At 67.4% G+C, this 20,068-nt stretch carries 16 protein-coding genes; 8 read left to right on the top strand and 8 right to left on the bottom strand.

Annotation, left to right across the window (positions count from 1 at the left end; all coding sequences use genetic code 11):
• Window positions 1–156 precede the first annotated feature (156 nt).
• Window positions 157–1,380 (top strand): glycosyltransferase family 4 protein, encoded by a 1,224-nt coding sequence (locus tag BDI24065_RS04950; protein ID WP_254609682.1) that lies wholly within the window; start codon window positions 157–159, stop codon window positions 1,378–1,380.
• A 691-nt stretch (window positions 1,381–2,071) separates the two neighbouring features.
• Window positions 2,072–3,463, top strand: coding sequence for a sigma-54 dependent transcriptional regulator (locus tag BDI24065_RS04955; RefSeq protein WP_175030265.1), 1,392 nt, complete (start codon window positions 2,072–2,074; stop codon window positions 3,461–3,463).
• A 44-nt stretch (window positions 3,464–3,507) separates the two neighbouring features.
• On the opposite strand, the gene BDI24065_RS04960 is transcribed toward BDI24065_RS04955, so the two are convergent.
• From BDI24065_RS04960 to BDI24065_RS04985, 6 genes are all read right to left on the bottom strand, one after another.
• Window positions 3,508–5,991 carry a glycoside hydrolase family 2 protein gene (locus tag BDI24065_RS04960; RefSeq protein WP_175030266.1) on the bottom strand — a complete coding sequence of 828 codons (2,484 nt, stop codon included), beginning with the start codon at window positions 5,989–5,991 and terminating at the stop codon, window positions 3,508–3,510.
• Window positions 5,988–7,046 (bottom strand): DUF1839 family protein, encoded by a 1,059-nt coding sequence (locus tag BDI24065_RS04965; RefSeq protein WP_175030267.1) that lies wholly within the window; start codon window positions 7,044–7,046, stop codon window positions 5,988–5,990. Before BDI24065_RS04965 ends, BDI24065_RS04960 begins: the two co-directional genes overlap by 4 nt.
• Window positions 7,043–8,017: an amino acid--[acyl-carrier-protein] ligase gene (locus BDI24065_RS04970; RefSeq protein WP_175030268.1), complete on the bottom strand. Its 975-nt coding sequence runs from the start codon at window positions 8,015–8,017 to the stop codon at window positions 7,043–7,045. Before BDI24065_RS04970 ends, BDI24065_RS04965 begins: the two co-directional genes overlap by 4 nt.
• Window positions 8,014–9,210 (bottom strand): acyl-CoA dehydrogenase family protein, encoded by a 1,197-nt coding sequence (locus BDI24065_RS04975; RefSeq protein ID WP_175030269.1) that lies wholly within the window; start codon window positions 9,208–9,210, stop codon window positions 8,014–8,016. Before BDI24065_RS04975 ends, BDI24065_RS04970 begins: the two co-directional genes overlap by 4 nt.
• Entirely contained in the window at window positions 9,207–9,458 is a 252-nt protein-coding gene (locus BDI24065_RS04980; protein WP_089427658.1) for an acyl carrier protein, read from the bottom strand. The genes BDI24065_RS04975 and BDI24065_RS04980 overlap by 4 nt, the downstream gene beginning before the upstream one ends.
• 171 nt (window positions 9,459–9,629) lie before the next feature.
• Complete coding sequence (locus BDI24065_RS04985) at window positions 9,630–10,412, bottom strand: Crp/Fnr family transcriptional regulator (RefSeq protein WP_175030270.1); 783 nt, start codon at window positions 10,410–10,412, stop codon at window positions 9,630–9,632.
• A 922-nt stretch (window positions 10,413–11,334) separates the two neighbouring features.
• Between BDI24065_RS04985 and BDI24065_RS04990 the strand changes: the two genes are divergently transcribed.
• From BDI24065_RS04990 to polX, 5 genes are all read left to right on the top strand, one after another.
• On the top strand, window positions 11,335–12,117 hold the full coding sequence (locus BDI24065_RS04990) for a Crp/Fnr family transcriptional regulator (protein ID WP_175030271.1): 783 nt from the start codon (window positions 11,335–11,337) through the stop codon (window positions 12,115–12,117).
• A gap of 2 nt (window positions 12,118–12,119) precedes the next feature.
• Entirely contained in the window at window positions 12,120–13,535 is a 1,416-nt protein-coding gene (locus tag BDI24065_RS04995; RefSeq protein WP_254609683.1) for an undecaprenyl-phosphate glucose phosphotransferase, read from the top strand.
• Between the two features lie 153 nt (window positions 13,536–13,688).
• Window positions 13,689–14,861, top strand: coding sequence for a glycosyltransferase family 4 protein (locus BDI24065_RS05000; RefSeq protein ID WP_175030272.1), 1,173 nt, complete (start codon window positions 13,689–13,691; stop codon window positions 14,859–14,861).
• A 315-nt stretch (window positions 14,862–15,176) separates the two neighbouring features.
• On the top strand, window positions 15,177–15,569 hold the full coding sequence (locus BDI24065_RS05005) for a TraR/DksA family transcriptional regulator (RefSeq protein WP_175030482.1): 393 nt from the start codon (window positions 15,177–15,179) through the stop codon (window positions 15,567–15,569).
• 153 nt (window positions 15,570–15,722) lie between these two features.
• Window positions 15,723–17,492: a DNA polymerase/3'-5' exonuclease PolX gene (gene polX / locus BDI24065_RS05010; protein ID WP_175030273.1), complete on the top strand. Its 1,770-nt coding sequence runs from the start codon at window positions 15,723–15,725 to the stop codon at window positions 17,490–17,492.
• Window positions 17,493–17,546: 54 nt separating this feature from the next.
• On the opposite strand, the gene ald is transcribed toward polX, so the two are convergent.
• Complete coding sequence (gene ald / locus BDI24065_RS05015; RefSeq protein ID WP_175030274.1) at window positions 17,547–18,662, bottom strand: alanine dehydrogenase; 1,116 nt, start codon at window positions 18,660–18,662, stop codon at window positions 17,547–17,549.
• A 332-nt stretch (window positions 18,663–18,994) separates the two neighbouring features.
• Between ald and BDI24065_RS05020 the strand changes: the two genes are divergently transcribed.
• Complete coding sequence (locus BDI24065_RS05020) at window positions 18,995–19,411, top strand: DUF3995 domain-containing protein (RefSeq protein WP_175030483.1); 417 nt, start codon at window positions 18,995–18,997, stop codon at window positions 19,409–19,411.
• 9 nt (window positions 19,412–19,420) lie between these two features.
• Here BDI24065_RS05020 and BDI24065_RS05025 read toward each other — a convergent pair whose 3' ends face one another.
• On the bottom strand, window positions 19,421–20,005 hold the full coding sequence (locus BDI24065_RS05025; RefSeq protein WP_175030275.1) for an RNA 2'-phosphotransferase: 585 nt from the start codon (window positions 20,003–20,005) through the stop codon (window positions 19,421–19,423).
• Between the last annotated feature and the right edge of the window lie 63 nt (window positions 20,006–20,068).

Consider the following 20,068-nt stretch of genomic DNA (forward strand, 5'->3'; position numbering starts at 1 on the left):
GGGGTTCGCACGAGCGAGGCGTCGTGTGCCAACAGCGCCGTAGTGTCCGCTAGCACACATCGGCAGGGCCGGTGCTTTCCGATAATTGCCACGGCATGGCGGCCGCGTTGCGCGGCTCAGCCCTATCGAACATCAATGGAGAATCGGGAGCGGTACTTGAAGATTGCAATCGTTCACGACTGGCTGGTCGTGCCTGGCGGCGCCGAACGCGTGCTGGCGCACATGATCGACTGCTTTCCGCAGGCCGATGTCTACAGCCTCGTCGATTTCCTCGAGGATCGGGACTGCCTGCGCGGCCGCGCGGTGCGCACGTCCTTCATCCAGAAGCTGCCGTTCGCGCGCACGCGCTACCGCAGCTACCTGCCGTTGTTTCCGCTGGCCATCGAACAGTTCGACCTGTCGGCATACGACGTCGTGCTGTCGAGCTCGTATGCGGTTGCGAAGGGCGTGCTCAGCGGCCCGGACCAGTTCCACGCCAGCTACGTGCATTCGCCGGTGCGCTACGCGTGGGACCTGCAACACCAGTACCTGAACGAGGCCGGGCTCGCACGCGGGCCGAAATCGGCCATCGCGCGCGCGCTGCTGCATTACATCCGCAACTGGGATGCGCGTTCGGCGAACGGCGTCGATCGCGTGGCCGCCAATTCGCACTTCATCGCACGCCGCATCCGCAAGACCTACCGGCGCGATGCGACCGTGATCTATCCGCCGGTCGACGTCGACCACCTGTCGCTACGCCCGGACAAGGAGGCGTTCTACCTGACCGCGTCGCGGCTCGTGCCGTACAAGCGGATCGACCTGATCGTCGACGCGTTCTCGCGTACGCCGGAACGCCGCCTCGTCGTGATCGGCGACGGGCCGGAGATGGCGAAGATCCGCGCGCTGGCCGGTCCGAACGTCACGCTGCTCGGCTACCAGCCGTTCGACGTGCTGCACGACCACCTGCAGCGTGCGCGCGCATTCGTGTTCGCTGCGGAAGAGGACTTCGGCATTTCTCCGGTCGAGGCGCAGGCGTGCGGCACGCCCGTGATCGCATACGGGAAGGGCGGCGTGCGCGAGTCGGTGCGTGCGTGGCCGTGCGCCCGTGCAACGGGCCTGTTCTACCGCGCACAGACCGTCGACGCACTGGTCGATGCGCTCGCCAGATTCGAAGCGCTGCCGCGCGGGACGATCGATCCGCACGCGTGTCGCGCGAATGCGGAGTTCTTCAGCGCGGCGCGCTTTCGGGACGAGTTCATGCGCTTCGTGATGGAGGGCTATGCTGCGTTGCAGGAGGAGATGGCCTGTCCCGCCGGTTTCATGGCGGACGGCGATGCCGCGACCGAGGACGGCATGCACGATCGGCCGGTCCGGGATGGCGAGACGGCGCTGCGAACCTGAGCGGCGATCGCGCCGGTTGATTACGGCGTGTAACGGCCGAGCGACCCGTGCACGGTGTCGATTCCATGCGGCCGCCCGGCGGTACGCCCGATTATGCGGCGAGTGGAATGCGGTGCCGGCCTTTCCCGGGCATTTCGGAGGAATTCACAGGCAATCGACCGCCGCTATTTTGCGGAAAAGTAGTATTTGCCACCGATTGACTGCAATGCTCATAGATAATCAAATCTCAGTAGTCAAACGTTCGTGGTGCGGGGCGACGGGTCGCGTAACCGGTTGATTCAGGTTTATCTTTTGGTAACAAGACCATCTCGAAACGAGGTGTAAATTCAGGAACGGATGAAATGCGGCTGTCATTCCGGGAGCGGGTTGGCGGCCATCCGGTTCAGCATCGGGCGCAACGGTCGTGTACGACGTGACGCACATGCCGACGGCATTCCCGTCTGCCGACGCGCTCCGCCTTGACGGCGGATCGCGTCAAAGCGGGAACGTCGTGGCTCCCGCAGCCGCGCGTTCCCTTCGAGTTCGATGACAACGAGGCCGGATGACATCCGGCTCGACCTCCGGGGGCTCTCGCCGTGTGCAGTTTCGATCTTCGCCAAGGCTGCGGAAACGCAGCGCGGAAAGGCGGCCATGCGCCGCCGGCCGCAGCGCACGCGAACGGTTCGCGGAGTGGAGAAAGTGATGGTTCGTTATGAATATGCCAATAACGCGCGATAAGAGCGCCGGCGCGGGGAGCGGGAACGGGCAGCGTCCGCTGATTTACTGGACGCAGTCGCCGTCCGTCATGCTGCGAAAGGAACTGGCGCGACGCGACTGGAAAGTGTCGATCGTTGCGCAGGCAAGCGAGCTGCGCGACACGTCCGGCGAAATCACCTGCGGCATCCTCGACCTGAGCGGCGGCCATGCCGATGCGATCGGCAGCATCGCGTCGACCTGCGCGTCGATGCGCGACGTCGTCTGGGTCGCACTCGTCGACGTCGGCCAGACCGCTTCGCCGAACGTGCGCGCGCTGTTGCGCGACTATTGCTTCGATTACGTCACGTTGCCCGCATCGCACCAGCGGATTGCCGATACGGTCGGCCACGCGTACGGCATGGAATGCCTGTTCGCGCGCGACCGCGAGCGGCTCGAATCGGAGGAGAAAGGCATCGTCGGCACCTGCAGCGCGATGCTGCGGCTGTTCGATACGGTGCGGCGCTTCGCGCGCACGGATGCACCGGTGTTCGTGTTCGGCGAAACGGGAACCGGCAAGGAATTGACGGCTGTCGCGATCCATCGCCATTCGGAGCGCCGCAACGGCCCGTTCGTCGCGGTCAACTGCGGTGCCATTCCGCCGCATCTGCTGCAATCCGAACTGTTCGGCTATGAGCGCGGCGCGTTTACCGGCGCGAACGCGCGCAAGATCGGCTATGTCGAAGCGGCAAACGGCGGCACGCTGCTGCTCGACGAGATCGGCGATCTGCCGCACGAGAGCCAGGCGAGCCTGCTGCGTTTTCTGCAGGAGCGCGCCATTCATCGCCTGGGCGGCAGCGATCCGGTGCCGGTCGATGTCCGGATCGTATCGGCGACGCACGTCGACCTGCGCGACGCGATGGCGGAAGGGCGCTTCCGGGCAGACCTGTTCCACCGTCTGTGCGTGATGCGCATCGACCAGCCGCCGCTGCGCGCGCGCGGCAAGGACATCGAACTGCTCGCGCATCACATGCTCGAACGCTTCCGCGGCGACGCGCGCCATCGCGTGCGCGGCTTCTCGACGGATGCGATCACGGCACTCTACAAGCACGACTGGCCCGGTAATGTCCGCGAGCTGATCAACCGCGTGCGCCGCGCGGTCGTGATGACGGAAGGGCGCCTGATTACCGCGCAGGATCTCGAACTCGAATACTGTCTCGATGCCGCGTCACCGTCGGTGGCCGACATCCGCAAGTCGATCGAGCGCGAGGCGATCGAAACCGCGCTGCTGCGCACGCGCGGGCGCGTCGCGGCGTCGGCACGCGAACTCGGCGTGTCGCGCGCGACGCTGTATCGCTGGATGGAGGCATACGGGATCGAGCGGCCACGCGGGACGGGCTCGTCCGACTGAGATTCGACAAGCGGCGCTCGCGGCTTTCAGCCGCGAGCGTCGCGTCAACCGGCCTGCGTGGCGCGCACCGTGCGCGCGGCGTTCACTGCCCGGATTTCCACGGCCGGCGGCTCGTCGGTCGCGGCCCCGTTCTTCCCGGTCATTTCAAGCGGAACGAGCGCGACACGCGCCGGCGTGCCGGGCGCAAGATGGAACCAGTCGTCGCGCGGCATATAGCCCGGCGCATCGATCTGCACATGGCGCGCGACGTGCCGCGTGTCGATGTCGACGTGCCACGTGTCGCCGGTGCGCGACACGCACGCCTCCAGCCCGAGTTCACGACGTGCCAGCACGGCCGGATGCGTGCGCGACGGGAAATGGAACGCCTGCGACAGCAACGTGCCGTCGTCGGCGCGCAATGTCGCGACAACGGTGTCGTGCTCGCAGGGGCCGAAGCGGTACGCGTAGGTCCAGTCGAAGAACCGGCCGAGCAGCTCGGCCGAGCCGATCCGCACCGTATCGTGCGCCGCGATCCGCACCGGGCAGCCGGCACGCGCGACAGGCGTGCGGCCGTCGCGCAGCGCGACCAGTTCGAGCGCCGCCGCCAGCGGCGCGGGGCGTTCGTTGACGACGTGCACGTCGAGCCCGTTCAAGCCTTCGTCGACGAGCAGCACCTGCACGGGCTGCAGGATCTGGCGCAGCGCATGCCACGCCGATTTCGGCCGGTGCGCGGCGTCGATCACCCCCCAGCCGGCGCCCGGCATCACGTCCAGGAACTGCCAGACGAGCGCGCCGGCGCAGCGCGAGCCGGTGCGCCGCCATTCCGAAAACGTTTCGCGCATCAGGTCCGCGATCACCGCGCGCGACAGCTCGAAGTAGCGCGCCGGATCCTCGCGCCGCAACCGGTCGGGTACGACGTCGTAGAGCGCCTGCAGATAGTGGTCGCGAATGTCCTCGAAATCCCAGGACGTGCCGGGGTCGCGCGGCACGGCGGCCTTCCAGCGCGGCTCGTGCACGCCGGGCCAGCCGAGTTCGGCGAGCGTCGCGTCGCACGGTACGTTCGAGAACGCGAGGCACTCGCTCGCGAAGCGGACGTCCGCGCGGCGCGCGTCGTCGAGCGGGCGCAGGTACGCACCGACACCGTAGTAGTGCGACACGCGTTCGCGTGGCGCGAACGGCAGCACGCCGCCGTCGGGCGAATCGGGCACATACGGGACGTCGGGCCGGCACGCGGCCGCATGGCCGGCCAGCCGGTCGGCGGTCAGCTCGAGGAAGCGCTGCTTCGGCCCGAGCCCGGACATCGCGGCCTGTTGCGCGATCTCGCTGCCGCCGCACAGTACGGCGAGCGACGGCGAGGCGCTGTGACGCGACAGGAATTGCCGGGCTTCGCGATCGACGTTGTCCGCGAACGCGGGATCGTCGAGCGCATAGTCGAAGTTCGCGAACATGAAATCCTGCCAGACCAGCAGCCCGAGCCGGTCGCACCACGCGTGAAACGCATCGGCCTCGTAGGTCATCGTGCCGCCGACGCGGATCATGTTGAAACCGGCGTCGCGCGCGAGCCCGAGCAGGCGGGCGTAGGTGGCGTCGTCCGCGTGCAATGAAAGCGGCGCTGCGCTGCTCCAGCACGCGCCGCGCGCGAATACGGGCACGCCGTTGATGCGCAGGCCGAAGCCCTTGCCGTCGGCGCCGGCGTCGACCTCGATCGTGCGGAAGCCCGTTGCGCCGAGCGGTCGCTGCTCGTCGCCGAGATGCAGCGCAACGTCGTACAGCACCGGCTCGCCGTGTGTATGCGGCCACCAGCGGCACACGTTGGGCACCGCGACGCTCGCGCGCAGACGGTCGGCACCGGCACGTTCGAGCGTGGCGTGGTGCTTGCCGCACGACAGCCGCGCCGCGAGCGTGTCGGGCAGCGGGGCGGCGAACGTCAGCGCCGCGTCGAGCCAGCCCGTGTCGCCTTCGATGCGTGCGCGCAGGTCGCAATCGACGAGAACGGGCCCGTCGGCCGGATCGAGCACGACCACGGGCCGCCATGGGCCGGTTGGCACGTAGGGCGGAAACCAGCCCGGCATGTGCCCGAACAGCGACGTGCGGATCGTGCGCAGTGCCGCCGGCTCGGCCAGCCGCGTGCGCCAGCGCGCCCGGCGCGGTGCGCGCGTGTCGCGCAGGTGCGGGGCGAGTGCGCGGAAACAGAGGGTCAGCCGGTGCGTGCCGTCGAGCGACACGGATAGGTCGTGCGTGACGAACATGCTGTCGGAGCGAAGGATCGGCGTGTCGTCGAGCCACGCTTGCGCGAGCGTCGCGAGGCCGTGAAAGCGCAATACACGCGGCCCGTGTCCGCGCAGCTCGATCCGGTACCAGTGGTCGCGCTCGTCGAGCGATTCGGCTTCGTCGAGGCGGCCGGCGCGCGCGAGCGACTGCGCGACCGTGCCGGGCACGATGGCCGGAATCCAGCCGTCGCTGCCGGCCGGGAGCTCGCGCGGCTCCTGTACGGCACCCGCGGCCGTCGCCCGCATCGACCACGCGGGCAGGGCACGCGTGCGCGTCACCGCATGACCGGCACGGGTGCCGCGATGTCGCTGCGCACGGGCGTCACGTGCCGCAGCGGCGAGCCGATCTGCCGCGCGCAGGCGACCACATCCGCGTACGCGGCCTCGATGGCTTCGAGCGTCGAGTCGCCGCGCTCCTCCTTGCCGCGTGCGCAGGCGCGCGCGAGCCGGAATTCCAGCACCATCGCTTCGGATGCGATGCGATCGCAGGCGGCGCGGATCTCGGCGAACGGCCCGACGCAGCCGCTGGCCTGCAGCCAGCGCGCGTAATGGCCGAACAGCTCGAAATTCGCGCCGAGCTGCCGCACCGAATTGAACGAATAAGCATGGAAATGCTCGAGCGGCGAATCGGCGAGCGTCCGCGCGTCGGTCTGCAACTGCCGCCGGAACGCGGCGATCGGGTTGACGACCGGCAGGCGCCGGAGGTGGCGCTGCAGCGCGGCGAGCGACGTTTCGCACAGTGCGCGCTCGTCGAGCGGCGCAAAGCGCCGCTTCGCGCATTCGACGTACGGCGGCAGCGTCATCGGCGAGCTGCCGCCGACGAGCCCGTTGTAGTCGAAATCCTCGGCCACGTAATAGCCGCTGTTGTGGAAGTAGCCGATCTGGCGTTTCGCGCGGTCGATCGCGTCGATGCCGATCGTCGTCTTCGTGTGCTGCGTGCGGTAGCTGCTGCCGCGCGTATCGGGCAGGAACCACGCGTCGACCTCGACGATCATCAGGTGGCCGCGCGCGACCTGCGTCTCGATGTGCTGGTCGAGCGGCTCGTAGATCGAATGCTCCTGCACGACGATGCCGTACAGCCGCTCCAGTTCGTCGTGCGGAAACTTGAAGAACGTGAACTGGTCACCCTCGAAATCGAGCGCGATCGTGAACGGCAGCGCCGCGTACGGATTGAAGCCCCACCACCGGAGCACCTCGAGCCACATGTCGACGTAGCAGTTGGTCTGCTTCCAGACCATCTCCTGGCTGTGCAGCGGGTGCGGCCGGTAGTGGCGCGCGCGGTGGCGCACATCCTCGAACGACGCTTCTTCGCCGCCGCGGGACACGAATCTCATGGCGTGCCCCACAGCACGTCGCGGACGTCGCGCGGCCATGCGTCGATGTCGAAGCCGTGATGGCGGAACAGCGCGAGCGTGAGCCGTTCGAGGCCGAAGCCGACGCAGCCCGTGTGCGCGACGTCGCCCGTCGCGGTGCGGATGTCCCACAGCAGCCCGAAATGGTCCATGTGGTAGTTGAAGCTCAGGCACGCGGTCTGTCGATTGTCGTGCTCGATCGGGATCAGCAGCTCGAACTTCAGGTTCTGCTCGCGCTGGCTGTTCGCGACGATCTTGCCGCCGCGCCCGAAGAACGGATCGTTCGCGAGATCGATCGCATTGGGCAGGCGCAGCGCCTCGATCATCCGCGTGCCGCGTTCGATCCAGGTTTCGCGGAACGACACGATCTGCTCGGGCGTGCCGATCCGCACGTACTCGCGCATCCGGAACAGCTGCATGCGGGTCGGATCGAGCGACGGCTCGTGGCGGAAGCAGTACGAGAAGACGTCGACGATCCGGCCGTCGGCCGGCAGCGCGCCCGCGCGTGCCACGACAGGGTAGACGGGGTAGCACGCGGCCGGCGTCATCACGACGTAGGTTGGTTTCTGGCTTTCCGTCCAGTCGTCGCCGCGATCCAGGCACTGCAGTACGCGCTGGTGCTGGTGTTCGTCGCCGCAGAACGCATGCACGCTGCCTGCGAGCTGCGGGAAGCTCTTCATGTATTCGCTGCGCTCGAACTCGGTGCGGCTCATCGCCGGCGGGAAGCGCAGCACTTCCGCCTGCTGGTCGGCACCGAGACGCGTGACGAACGCGTCGAGCGCTTCGACGACGCGCTCGAACCGTTCGCTGCGGCCGAACAGGCCCTGAATGCCGGTCGAGACCAGCAGGCCCGCGTCGATCAGTTCGTCGCGCAACGGGTTGACGCCCGCGCGGTCGAGCGGTGCATCGGCGGGAGCGGAGGCGGCGGAGGGCACGGCGAGGCGATCGTTCACGTATGTTTCTCCAGCGTCGCAGGACGCAGCGCGAGCAGCAGGCTCGCAGTGTTGGCGGCAATGCGGTCGTTGCTGATCATCAGCGGCGCCGCGTGCAGGTCGCGAATGTGGCGGCCGATGCTGAACGGCGTGCCTTGCTTGTAGCCGGCCATCCCGCAGATCATCATGGCCTGGTGCGCGACTTCCAGTGCGGTCGTCGACACGTAGGTCTTCAGCGTGTTGATCTCGGCGGCCCAGGCCATGCCTGCCGACCACGAGCGCGCCGTCCCGTTCGCCTGAAGGCGCAGCACGCTGTCGACGCGGGCCTGCATCGCCTGCATCAGCGCGAGCGATTCGGCGATGCGCCGCGACGCGGGCGATGGCGCGCCGTCGGTCTGGCGTGCCTGCGCACGGAAGAACTGGTGCGCGCGATGGAACGCGTCGCCGGCCACGCCGATCCATACCGCGGCCCACAGGATGTGCGACACCGGCACCATCGTTTCCTCGGCGATCGTCGCGAACGGCACCGGCAGGCACTGGACGGCGGCGCCTTGCGCGTCGAGCTCGAAACCGTTGCTGCAGGTGCCGCGCATCCCGAGCGTGTCCCATTCGCCGTGGCGCGTGAGCGTGTAGCCGTCGCGCAGCAGCGTCACGAGCACCTGCTCGGAAGCGGGTGCGTCCGCATCGCGTCGTGCGGTCGCGAGGATGCCGTCCGCATAGTCGCCGTACGAGATCGTCGGCGCGGATTTGCGCAGCCGGAACTCGCCGCCGTCGGTTTCGAGCGCGCACTGGCTCGCGCGCAGGTTGCCGCCGACGCCGTTTTCCGACGTGGCCGACGCCAGAAGCCACTGGTGGCGCGCGAGCTGCTGCAGGAACAGTCGGTGCCAGCCCTGGTCGGCGGCGTGATTGACGATGCAGGCGACCTGGATCTGGTGCATCGCGAACACCATGGCGGACGATGCGCACGCCTTGCCGAGGATCGAGCAGGCCGACGCGATCTCCTCCAGCGACGCGCCCGCGCCGCCGAGGTGCGTCGGCACCATTGCGCCGAGCAGCCGGCGCGCACGCATCGCCTCGATCGCCTCGACGGGGCAGCGCGCGTCGCGATCGACCGCATCCGCATGCTGCGCGGCGATCTGGGCGACGGCATGCGCGGCCTCGTCGAGCCGACGCGTATCGCTGTCGGCCGCGAGTTCCGGAAGCAGCGCGCTCATGCGGAATGCTCGGTGCGTTGCAGCGTGGTGATCGTGTCCGCGAGCGCGTCGATGCTGCGGAACAGGTTGCGGTTCAGCATCTCGTCGGGAATCTCGATGTTGAATTGTTTCTCGATCGCGAGCATCAGCTGGATCGTGTCGAGCGAGGAGAGGCCCGCGTCGTAGAGGTCGTCCCCGTCGCCGATCGAGTCGATCGCGGCTTCGAGATGGGCGACATGCTTCAGGATGGTTCTGATTTCGTTTTTCACGTGCTGCTCCGGCGTGCGTGGTGTCGTCCGCTCGGGCAGACGCGCGAAACGCGCTGACGTCCCCCCGGCAGTCCGGCATCAGTAGACCATCGGCAGGCACGGCGTTCTGTTCGCCACCCTACAAACAGCTGACCCCGCGTATCGAAGTGTCACACGGGGCGGGCAGGCCGATCAGGCGCGCGACGCGGCCGGCACGCCCGAATCGGCCGACAGGATGCGCTTCATCTCGTCGCGCACGATCGCGCGGCAGCCGCACGACATTTTTTCGAGGCCGCCGAGGTCGGCGAGCTCGATCGAGCTCCGGTATTGCCGGATCAGGCCGAGTTTCTGGATTTCTCCCGCGGCATCGGTGACCGTTTCGCGTCGCACGCCGAGCATCTGCGCGAGCATGCTGTGCGTCACCTGGATCTCGATGCTGCGCGTCCGGTCGTACGCGAGCAGGAACCATCTGCATAACTGATGTTTGAGCACGTGATGACGGCTGCAGAACGTGATCTGCGAGACCTGCGCCATCAGCAGCCGCACGCAGACGAACACGAGATGCCGGATCACCGGCGACGCGTCGAACGCGGCGGCGAACACGCGCCGGTCGAGCCGGTAGACGAAACCGTCGCGGCAGGCGACGGCCCGGCAGGGCATCCGGCCGCTGCCGCCGATCACGTCGTCGCACACCACGCTCTCGCTGCCGATCTCCGCGACCTCCAGCGTCATGCCGCCGGACGACACGTATTGCAGCGAAATCGCGGTTGTGACGGGCAGGTAGACCGCGGTGAGCATTTCACCGGGCTCGCAGAGCACTTGCCCCGATTTCAGGTGGACGAGTTGAAGGTGGGGGACCAGCGTCGCGAGTTCGTCGCGGTCGATGGCCGCGAGAAACCGGTTCGCATCGAAGCTGTGGGAAAGCTCGATCATGCCGTTCGCGTACGCGACGGCGTCAGGGGCCTGGTGAGTCACGGCACATCCTCGTAGGGTGGCGGTCGCGCGTCGTCGTTGCGATACCCCGGAAGTGGGGAATTCGCACGATCGTGCGGACTAGTGTTCGTCAAAAATGGAGTGACGATACTGGCAAAAAGGCTAGCACGCCATTGAATTCGATCAATTGCATATTGTGTCATTTCACAAAGTTTGACGATTTTCGTCGGGTGCAAACGTTATCCGGATTTAATGATTCATATCCGTGGAATTAATCATCCGTAAACTGAATACGGTGCCCCGCATTCATTCGATGTCAACCGGGAATCAATCCGGCGGCAATGTGCGTCGTGTAACGAAAGTGGCTGGCAGGCATTGAACATTCTTTGACAAATTAATGGTGCGCGCAAGATTTGTCATGCAAATCAACGCCTTGCCGGGGAAGTGTGCGGTAGGTGACAAAGCCGGAAATTAGTGTGTCGATTCAAGTTTGAGACAGTTTCAAACAACCGTGTGAGGCGTAAAGCCGCAGCGAAGTGCTGCGCGGACCATCATGGAAACAATTGAAAATCGCCTGTAAGTATTTGAACGACAAGCCTCGCGGCCTCGGCGCGACTGCTTCGGCGCGATGCGGGTGAAATGATCAGTCAAATCGCATGCAGTGTCCATCGCAGGGAAGGGTGTCCGGAAATGAGACGTTTTTTTTGTTTTTTGGCCGGTTATTCGGTCGATCTAAATCCGGCGTGATTCATATATTAAGGATGGGCATGTATTGGCACGTAAATCGCTTATTCGGGCTGGCGTGTCGAAACGGGACGGCCGACGCGATCCGGCGGCGACAAGCCGACGGTCGGTCGGAATCAGGGTTGTGGCCGCAACCCCTGTCAACGTCCAGGCGCGCATCGCGATAACGAGTTCCGTGCACGCGGCTGCAGGCGGCGCGGACGATAAAAGGGATACAGACATGCTTCATCTTCACTCGAGCTACTCGGCGAATGCCATCCTCGATGCCCTCCCCGAGGACAGCATCCGCACCATCGCACCGCATCTCGAACTGGTCAGGATCAAGGCCGGGATGCTCGACCGGGTCGGCGAGCCGATGCGTCACGTGCATTTCCCGACGACGTCGATGATGTCGGTGCAGCACCTGATGGAGGACGGTGCGATGGTCGAGGTGGCGCAGGTTGGCCGCGAGGGGGTGGTCGGACTGGCGACGATGGTCGGTGGCGCCGCGGCGTCGCACCGGGTCGAGGTCCGCATCGGCGGGATGGCCTATCGCGTGCCGAGCTGCGTGATGCGCGCCGAATTCGAGCGATCGCCGGCGACTTACCGGCTGCTGCTCAACTACTGCCAGGCGACGATGGCGCAGATCTCGCGCAGCGCGCTGTGCAACCGGCATCACTCGGTCAGCGAGCAGCTCAGCCGCTGGCTGCTGCTTGCGCACGACCGCATCGACGGTGACGAACTGGCCGTGACGCAGCAGACGATCGCGAACATGCTCGGCGTGCGGCGCGAAGGCGTGACGGAAGCGGCAGGCAACCTGCAGGAAGCCGGGCTGATCCGGCAGCGCCGCGGCCGAATCACGGTGATCGACCGCGACGGCCTCGAACATCACGCATGTGAATGCTACGACCTGATTCGCGCTGACTATCGCAGGTTGCTCGGCACACGCGGGACCGCCCGGCCCACGCCGGTTCGTCCTCGCATGCCGGACGCGCATCGCGGGTTCCCGGCACACGGTGCGTGACGATGCAGTCGAGGTCCGGTGGAACGAATGCGATGCGGCGTGCCGCGATCGCGGCGACCGATGTCGTGCTCGTGCTGGCCGGCGCGCTCGCGGCGCAGGCGGCGTCGGGCCTCGCGTGGCGCGAGCTGTCCGACGCGCAGCGCGGCGCGATCGCGCTGCTGTGCGTGCTGACCGTGGCCTTGCTGCCGCGCTACCTGCGCACCGTGCGCGGCAGCGTGGCGCCGCAAGGTGGCACGCACGTGCTGACGCAAACGGGGGTGGCGCTCGTCTGCGCAAGCGTGCTGACGGTGGCCGCCGCGATGTGGATCATGAACCGCGGCGGCACGGTCACGACCCGCTGGATCGTGCGCACGGTGCTGGCCGGCGACGCCGCGCTGCTGCTCGGCCGTACCGCGCTGCTGGCGCTCGTGCTGACGCGCGACGACCCGCGTGCGCGGCAGCGCCGCGTCGCGGTGGTCGGCGCAACGGCGTACGGGCGAGTCGCGGTCGAGCGGATGCAGCTCGCGCCGCACGGCCCATTCGTGGCGGCGTGCGTATTCGATGACGATGCAGCGGCTGCCTCCGGCGGCATTGGCGGCGTGCCGGTGATCGACGACTGGGACGCGTTGCGCGACCTGATTCGCGGCGGCGAGGTCGACGAGGTATGGCTCACGCTGCCGATGTCGCACGAGTGGCGGATCCAGCGCATCGTCCGCGAGTTGCGCGACGAGTTCGTGGAATTGCGGCTGTTGCCGGACGTGCGGCAGATGGCGGTGGTCGATCGTTCGGCGACCGACGTGCTCGGCATGCCGGCGATCAATCTCGCGACGACGCCGCGCTCGGCGCCGGAGCTGTGGGCGAAGTTCGCGTTCGACCGGCTGTTCGCATTCGGCGTGCTGATTCCGTTGCTGCCGCTGCTGTCGATGCTGGCGATCGCGGTCAAGCTGTCGTCGCCGGGGCCGGTGCTGTTCAGGCAGCGCCGCAAGGGTGTCGACGGCCGGGAGTTCGACATTCTCAAGTTCAGGACGATGCGCGTGCATCGCGACCAGCCGGGTGTCGTGCGGCAGGCGTCGCGCAACGATGCGCGGATCACGCGCGTCGGCGCGTTCCTGCGGCGCACGTCGCTCGACGAGCTGCCGCAGTTCTTCAACGTGCTGTTCGGGCAGATGTCGGTCGTCGGCCCGCGCCCGCATGCGATCGAGCACGACGACTTCTACCGGCAACTGATCGACTGCTACATGTACCGCTACCGCGTGCGGCCGGGCATCACCGGATGGGCGCAGGTGAACGGCTATCGCGGCGAGACGCGCAAGGTCGAGGCGATGGAAGCGCGCGTGAAGTTCGATCTGTTTTACATGCAGAACTGGAGCTTCTGGTTCGACATGAAGATCATCCTGTTGACGGTCGTGCGCGGGTTCATCGGGCGCAATGCATTCTAAGGATCGCGAATCATCCGGAAAGCGGCGCGTTGTGCGGTCGAACGTACCGACCGGAGCGCAGGTGACGGACACACTGACGGCACAGCAGCATCCCGCGCAACGGGGTGTCCGGCGGCGCAAAGGTGCGCCGCAGCCATCGGAATGGTCACGATCATGTCAACGTCGATTCGAGAGCGGAGCGCACCGGTACTGCAGGAAGCGCGCGCGGAGCGGGGCGTCGACGCGGCCGCGTATACCGCGCGGCCGTGCCGGCTCGCAATCAACGGGAAATTCACCGCGCAGCGCATGACGGGCGTTCAGCGCGCGGCATACGAACTGACGGCCGAACTCGCGCGGATCGCGAGTGCCGACGATGCACCGTCGCTCGTCGTGCCGTCCGATCACGATCCGGCGGCCATGCCGGCCGGCGCGCGGTCGCTGACGTCCGGGCGCCGGCACGGCACGCTGTGGGAACAATGGACGCTGCCGCGCACGACGCGCGGCCGGACCTTGCTGAGCCTGTGCAACATTGGCCCGCTGGTCAAGCGCGATCAATTGCTGATGATTCATGACGCGGCGATTTTCGATCTGCCGGACGGCTATTCGATGGCGTTTCGCCTCTGGTACCGCTTCGCGTTCTCGATCATGAAGCGACGTGCGCGCCATATCGTGACGGTCTCGCATTTTTCGCGGGCGCGGCTGGCCGCGCGGCTGGGCGTGCCGCCTGCACGCCTGTCGGTCGTGCCGGGTGCGGTCGATCATATCGACCGCATCGATGCCGATCCCGGCGTGCTGTCGCGCCTGAATCTCGAGACGGATCGCTACGTGTTGTTCGTCGGGTCGCTCGCGCCCGGCAAGAATCTCGTGCGTGCGCTGGCTGCGGTGGCACTGATGCGCGAGTCGCACCCGACGTTGCGCTTCGTGATCGCGGGGGGCGCCAATGCGAAGGTCTTCGGCACACGGGCGGCGGGCCTGCGCGAAGACGATCCGTACGTCACATGGGCCGGTTACGTGACCGACGGCGAGCTGAAGGCGCTGTACGCGCATGCGGGCTGTTTCGTGTTTCCGTCGCTTTACGAAGGATTCGGGTTGCCGCCGCTCGAGGCGATGCGGTGTGGCTGCCCGGTCATCGTGTCGCACGAAGGGGCGCTTCCGGAAGTCTGCGGCGGTGCAGCGCTGTTCTGCGATGCGTATTCACCGCCGGATATCGCCGTATCGATCGCTCGCGTCATGGACGATCCCGAACTGCGGGCACGCCTGCGCACTCTGGGCCGCGAGCACGCGCAGCGGTACAGCTGGCAGCGCTCGGCGCGCACGTTGATCGACATCGTCCGGGGCGATGCCTGACGCGCGATGACGCAGCGTTGCGCACGGGTCGGGCGATCCCGGCGGTGTCTGCGATAACCCCATTCGACGACGTTGCGATTTCTTTCACGTCCGTCCCCATTTTCCGCCTACCTTTCGCGCGCGCCGGACGCCACGCTGATTCCAGTCAACACATGCGCGTTCATTGGGTTTATCCTGCGTCGCATGCGTCCGGTGTTTCTTGTCTCCGGGCGCACATCCGGACACGGTGGCGGCGACCATGCCTGCCCGCCGCGCACCGGCGCGACACCGCGCGCCGCAACGCTCCGCGCGGAACCCGGAACAGGAGAGACGGCCATGGCGCTCGACCAACAACAACGGCAGACGCTGAAACAGCGGCTGAACGAGAGCGAGCAGACGTTGCGTGCGGAGATCCGCACGAGCGAAGACCAGCGGGCGTCGGAATCCTATGCGGACCTCGCCGGCGCGGCGCCGGACGAGGGCGACGAAGCGAATGCGGATCTGTTCGTCGATGTCGATCATGCGTTGATCGGCATGAAGCTGACCGAATTGCGCGCGATCGCCCGCGCCCAGCAGCGGATGCGCGACGGCAGCTACGGAGAATGCATCGACTGCGACGGCTCGGTCGGCTACGAGCGCCTGCTGGCACGCCCGGCCGCTGAACGCTGCACGCATTGCCAGTCGATCTACGAGCGGCAATACGCCACGACGCCGCGCGCTTCCCTCTGACTCCGACGTCGTCGCGCCGACGGCGCCGCACGCGCGGCGCAGCCGGCGTACGATGATGAACGGGCGCCTGGCGGCATCAGCATGCTGCGCCGGGCAGGCAGACGCCGTCGCACGCGCGCGGCGCCATCCACGTGGAAGGGAGCCACGCCGATCATGCCGATCCACAATGCCGGGTGCGCGGCCGTGTTCGCCGAGATCGCCGACATGCTCGAGATCCAGGGCGCCAATCCGTTCCGTGTGCGTGCCTACCGCAACGCCGCACGGACGATTGCCGATTACGGACGCGATATCCCGACGATGATCGCGAACGGTGACGATCTCGGGAAGATTCCATCGATCGGGCCGGATCTCGCGTCGAAGCTGCGCGAGATTGCCGCGACCGGCACCTGCGAACTGCAGCAAACGCTGCGTCACGCGCTGCCGGGCGCGATCGTCGAGCTGCTCGACGTGCCGGGGCTCGGCGCGAAACGCGTGAAGGCGCTGCATGACGCGCTGCACGTCGATTCGCTCGAGCAGCTGCGCGCGGAAGCGAAGAGCGGGCACGTGCGCGAGCTGCCGGGCTTCGGCGCGAAAACCGAAGCGCATCTGCTCGAAGCGATCGACGACCGGCTGAAACGCGAACCCCAACGCTTCCTGTTGCCGGATGCGGCGCACTCGCTGTTGCCGCTGCTCGAACGCCTGCGCGCGATCGCGGGCGTCGGCAAGGCCGTGCCGGCCGGCAGTTTCCGCCGCCGCCGCGAGACGGTCGGCGATCTCGACATCCTCGTCACCGCGCGCGATCCGGTGGCCGTCGCCGAAGCATTCGTCGGCTATGCCGAGGTGGCGCGCGTGCTTGCGCACGGCAAGACGAAGTCGAGCGTCGTGCTCGCCAGCGGATTGCAGGTCGACTTGCGCGTCGTCGATGCCGACGCGTTCGGCGCGGCGCTCGTCTACTTCACGGGATCGAAGGCGCACAACATCGCGTTGCGCAGGATCGCGCAGGCCGGCGGGCTGAAGATCAACGAATACGGCGTGTTTCGCGGCGACGAACGGATTGCCGGTGAGACCGAGGCGTCGATCTATGCGGCGATCGGGCTGCACGACGTGCCGCCCGAGTTGCGCGAGGACCGCGGCGAGATCGACGCAGCGCGCGCAGGCACGCTGCCGGCGCTGGTCGAGCGCAAGCACGTCCACGGCGACCTGCATGCGCATACCGACGCATCGGCTGGCCGCGACAGCCTGCGCGCGATGGCCGATGCGGCGCGCGCACGCGGGTTCGCGTACCTGGCCATCACCGACCGGGCACCGCAAGCCGGCGGCGGCCGCAACGGCTTCGACTGGCTTGCCCGACAGCTCGACGAGATCGATTGCCTCAACGCGTCGTTCGACGATTTCGTGCTGCTCAAGGGCGTGGAGGCCGGGATTCGCGAGGACGGCAGTCTCGACGTGCCCGACGCGATGCTTGGCCGGCTCGATCTCGTGGTCGGTGCGGTACGCGATGGCTTCGAGCTGTCACGCGACGCGCAGACCACGCGCATGCTGCGCGCGATGGACCACCCGCATTTCACGATTCTCGCGCACCCGACGGGGCGCGTGCTCGGCGAGCGCGACGCATGCGAACTCGACGTGCCGCGCGTGATCGCGCACGCCGCGGCGCGCGGCTGCTTCGTCGAACTCGATGCGCAGCCGAGGCGGCTCGACCTGCCGGACATCTGGTGTCGCGAGGCCGCGAAGGCCGGCGTGCCGGTGGCGATCGGCTCGGATGCGTGCGGTGCGGATGAACTCGACAATCTCGCGTACGGCGTCGATCAGGCGCGACGCGGCTGGCTCACGCGGTCCGATGTGCTGAACACACGCACGCTTGCGCAATTGAAGCCGCTGCTGGCGCGCACGATGGGAGCGGATGGCGCGTCGAAGCGCAGCGGCGGCGCGAAGGGCGCGTGAACGCGGCCGGCGGCACGGGCCGCCAGCCGCCGACCGTGCGTGAATGCGCTCACGTCATGCCAGCACGCTCGTCGCCGGCACATACGGCAGGCCGAGTGCGAGCGCGACCGCTTCGTACGTGATGTGTCCGTCGCATACGTTCAGCCCCGCGCGCAGATGCGGGTCGTCGGTCATCGCCTGCTTCCAGCCCTTGTCGGCGAGCGCGAGCGCAGCCCCAAGCGTCGCGTTGTTCAGCGCGAAGGTCGACGTGCGTGCGACTGCGCCGGGCATGTTCGCGACGCAGTAGTGCACGACGCCGTCGACGACGAAGGTCGGATCGGCGTGAGTCGTCGCATGCGAGGTCTCGAAACAGCCGCCCTGGTCGATTGCGACGTCGACGACGACGGCCCCCGTCCGCATCGTCGCGATCATGTCGCGCGTGACGAGCCGCGGCGCCGATGCGCCCGGCACGAGCACGGCGCCGATCACGACATCGGCATCGCGCACGGCTTCGTCGATCGTGTGCGCATTCGAGCAGACGGTCGTGATCCGGTTGGCGAAGACGAGGTCGAGCTGGCGCAGCCGGTTCACGTTGGTGTCGAGCACGGTGACGCGTGCGCCGAGGCCGACCGCCATCTGCAGCGCACCGGTGCCCACCACGCCCGCGCCGAGCACGACGACATGCGCGGCCGGCACGCCGGGCACCCCGGCCATCAGCAGGCCGCGCCCGCCGCGCGGGCTTTCGAGGTGGGTTGCCGCGACCTGGATCGACATGCGCCCGGCCACCTCGCTCATCGGCGCGAGCAGCGGCAGGCCACCGCCCGGGCCGGTCACGGTTTCGTATGCGATGCAGACGGCGCCGGACTTCACGAGCGCGGCCGCCTGGTCGGGATCGGGCGCGAGATGCAGGTACGTGTAGAGGATCTGCCCGCGCCGCAACATCGCGCATTCTGCCGGTTGCGGCTCCTTGACCTTGATGATCATGTCGGCGCGCGCGAAGACTTCGTCGGCGCCGTCGCAGAGCGATGCGCCCGCGGCCGTGTAGTCGTTGTCGAGCAGGCCGATCGCGGTGCCCGCGCCGCGCTGCACCAGCACGCGATGGCCGTGCCGCGTCAGTTCGTGCGCGCCGGCCGGCGTGAGGCCCACGCGATATTCGTGGTTCTTGATCTCTTTCGGCACACCGATCAGCATGAGTCGCCTCCATGGCCTTCGTCATCGTTGTCGTGCAGGTGCGCGATGCGGCGCACGATGCACGTGCGTGCCGATCGCACAGGGGCGTATCGACCGCAGTACTGGAATAACAGGGTAGTAGTGCGCGGAGGGAAGTCAAGCGGCCGGCCCGCGCACGCCGGCGCGCGCATTGCATCGCACCATGCGTGGTGACGGGTTGCGACCGGACGTCGCAATGCACGTGTTGCCGGGTTTCGGTATCGTCACGTGTGTCGCGGGCCTGGGCCGCGTGCCGGCACCTTGCCGGCAACACATCGAGATAACGACACAACGAGACGAGGGTATTGACCGACATGACCGGAGCGTATTTCAGCGTGCCGACGCTTTGCGCAATCGCGCTCATTCACGTCTACTGGGCGTTGGGCGGGCGGCGCGGCAAAGGAGCGGCCATTCCGGAGCAGGACGGCGAGCCGCTGCTGCGGCCGACCGCCATCGGCACGTTTGCCGTCGCGGTGGCGTTGCTGGGCGGCGCGTGCGTGGTGGCCGCGCGAGCCGGCTGGCTGGGGCCGAACGCGTATCACGGCTCGATCTCGTTTGCGGTCGTTGCGCTCGCACTGATCTTCGCGGTGCGGGCCGTCGGCGATTTCCGTTACGTCGGCTTTTTCAAGCGGATTCGCGGGTCGCGTTTCGCGCGGATGGACACGCTGTATTACTCGCCGCTTTGCGCGGCGCTGGCGCTGTCCATCGCGTCGATGTTCTGGCCGTGGTGAGCGCGCGTCTCAGCGCGCGGGACTGTCGATCCCGGTAAGGAATTCTGTCGGCACAGCGTCGGTCAGCCATACGCCGTTTTCGGCAACGAAGAACGTGTGGCCTTGCCGATGCATGCGCCGCGCATCGACCTCGAGTATCACGGGCACGCCGTAGCGCGTGCCGACTGCCTGCGCCGTCCGGATGTCCGGCGACAGATGGACGTGATGACGGGTGCCGGGTTTCAGTCCTTGCGCCCGAATCGAATCCAGGAAGCGGGTCGCGGTACCGTGATAGAGGCGCTCGGGCGGCTGCGCGGCCGGATAGCTGCGCTGCACGACGGGCGTCGAATGCCCTTGTACCGCACGGATACGACGGCCGTCGTCGGAAAGGGCGAAGCGCTGCTTGTCGTTGGTCGAGCAGACGGTTTCGAGCGTCGCGCGATCGAGTGGGTGCCCGTCGCGGGCGGCACCGGCGATCAGTTCGTCGATGTCGGCCCAGCCTTCCGGGTCGAGTTGCAGCCCGATCGTCTGCGGCGCGTGCCGCAGCAGGTAGTTGAGATATCGGCTGATGCGGGTCGCGTCGGGCGCCGGCAGTTCATTCTTCTGTGTGCTCATGAGACGCGGAGGCTACCAGACCGCCATGCAAACCGGCACGCGCGCGTGCGCCGCGTGGCTGGA

Origin of the sequence: Burkholderia lata (assembly GCF_902499025.1) — a bacterium.
Taxonomy (GTDB): domain Bacteria; phylum Pseudomonadota; class Gammaproteobacteria; order Burkholderiales; family Burkholderiaceae; genus Burkholderia; species Burkholderia lata_C.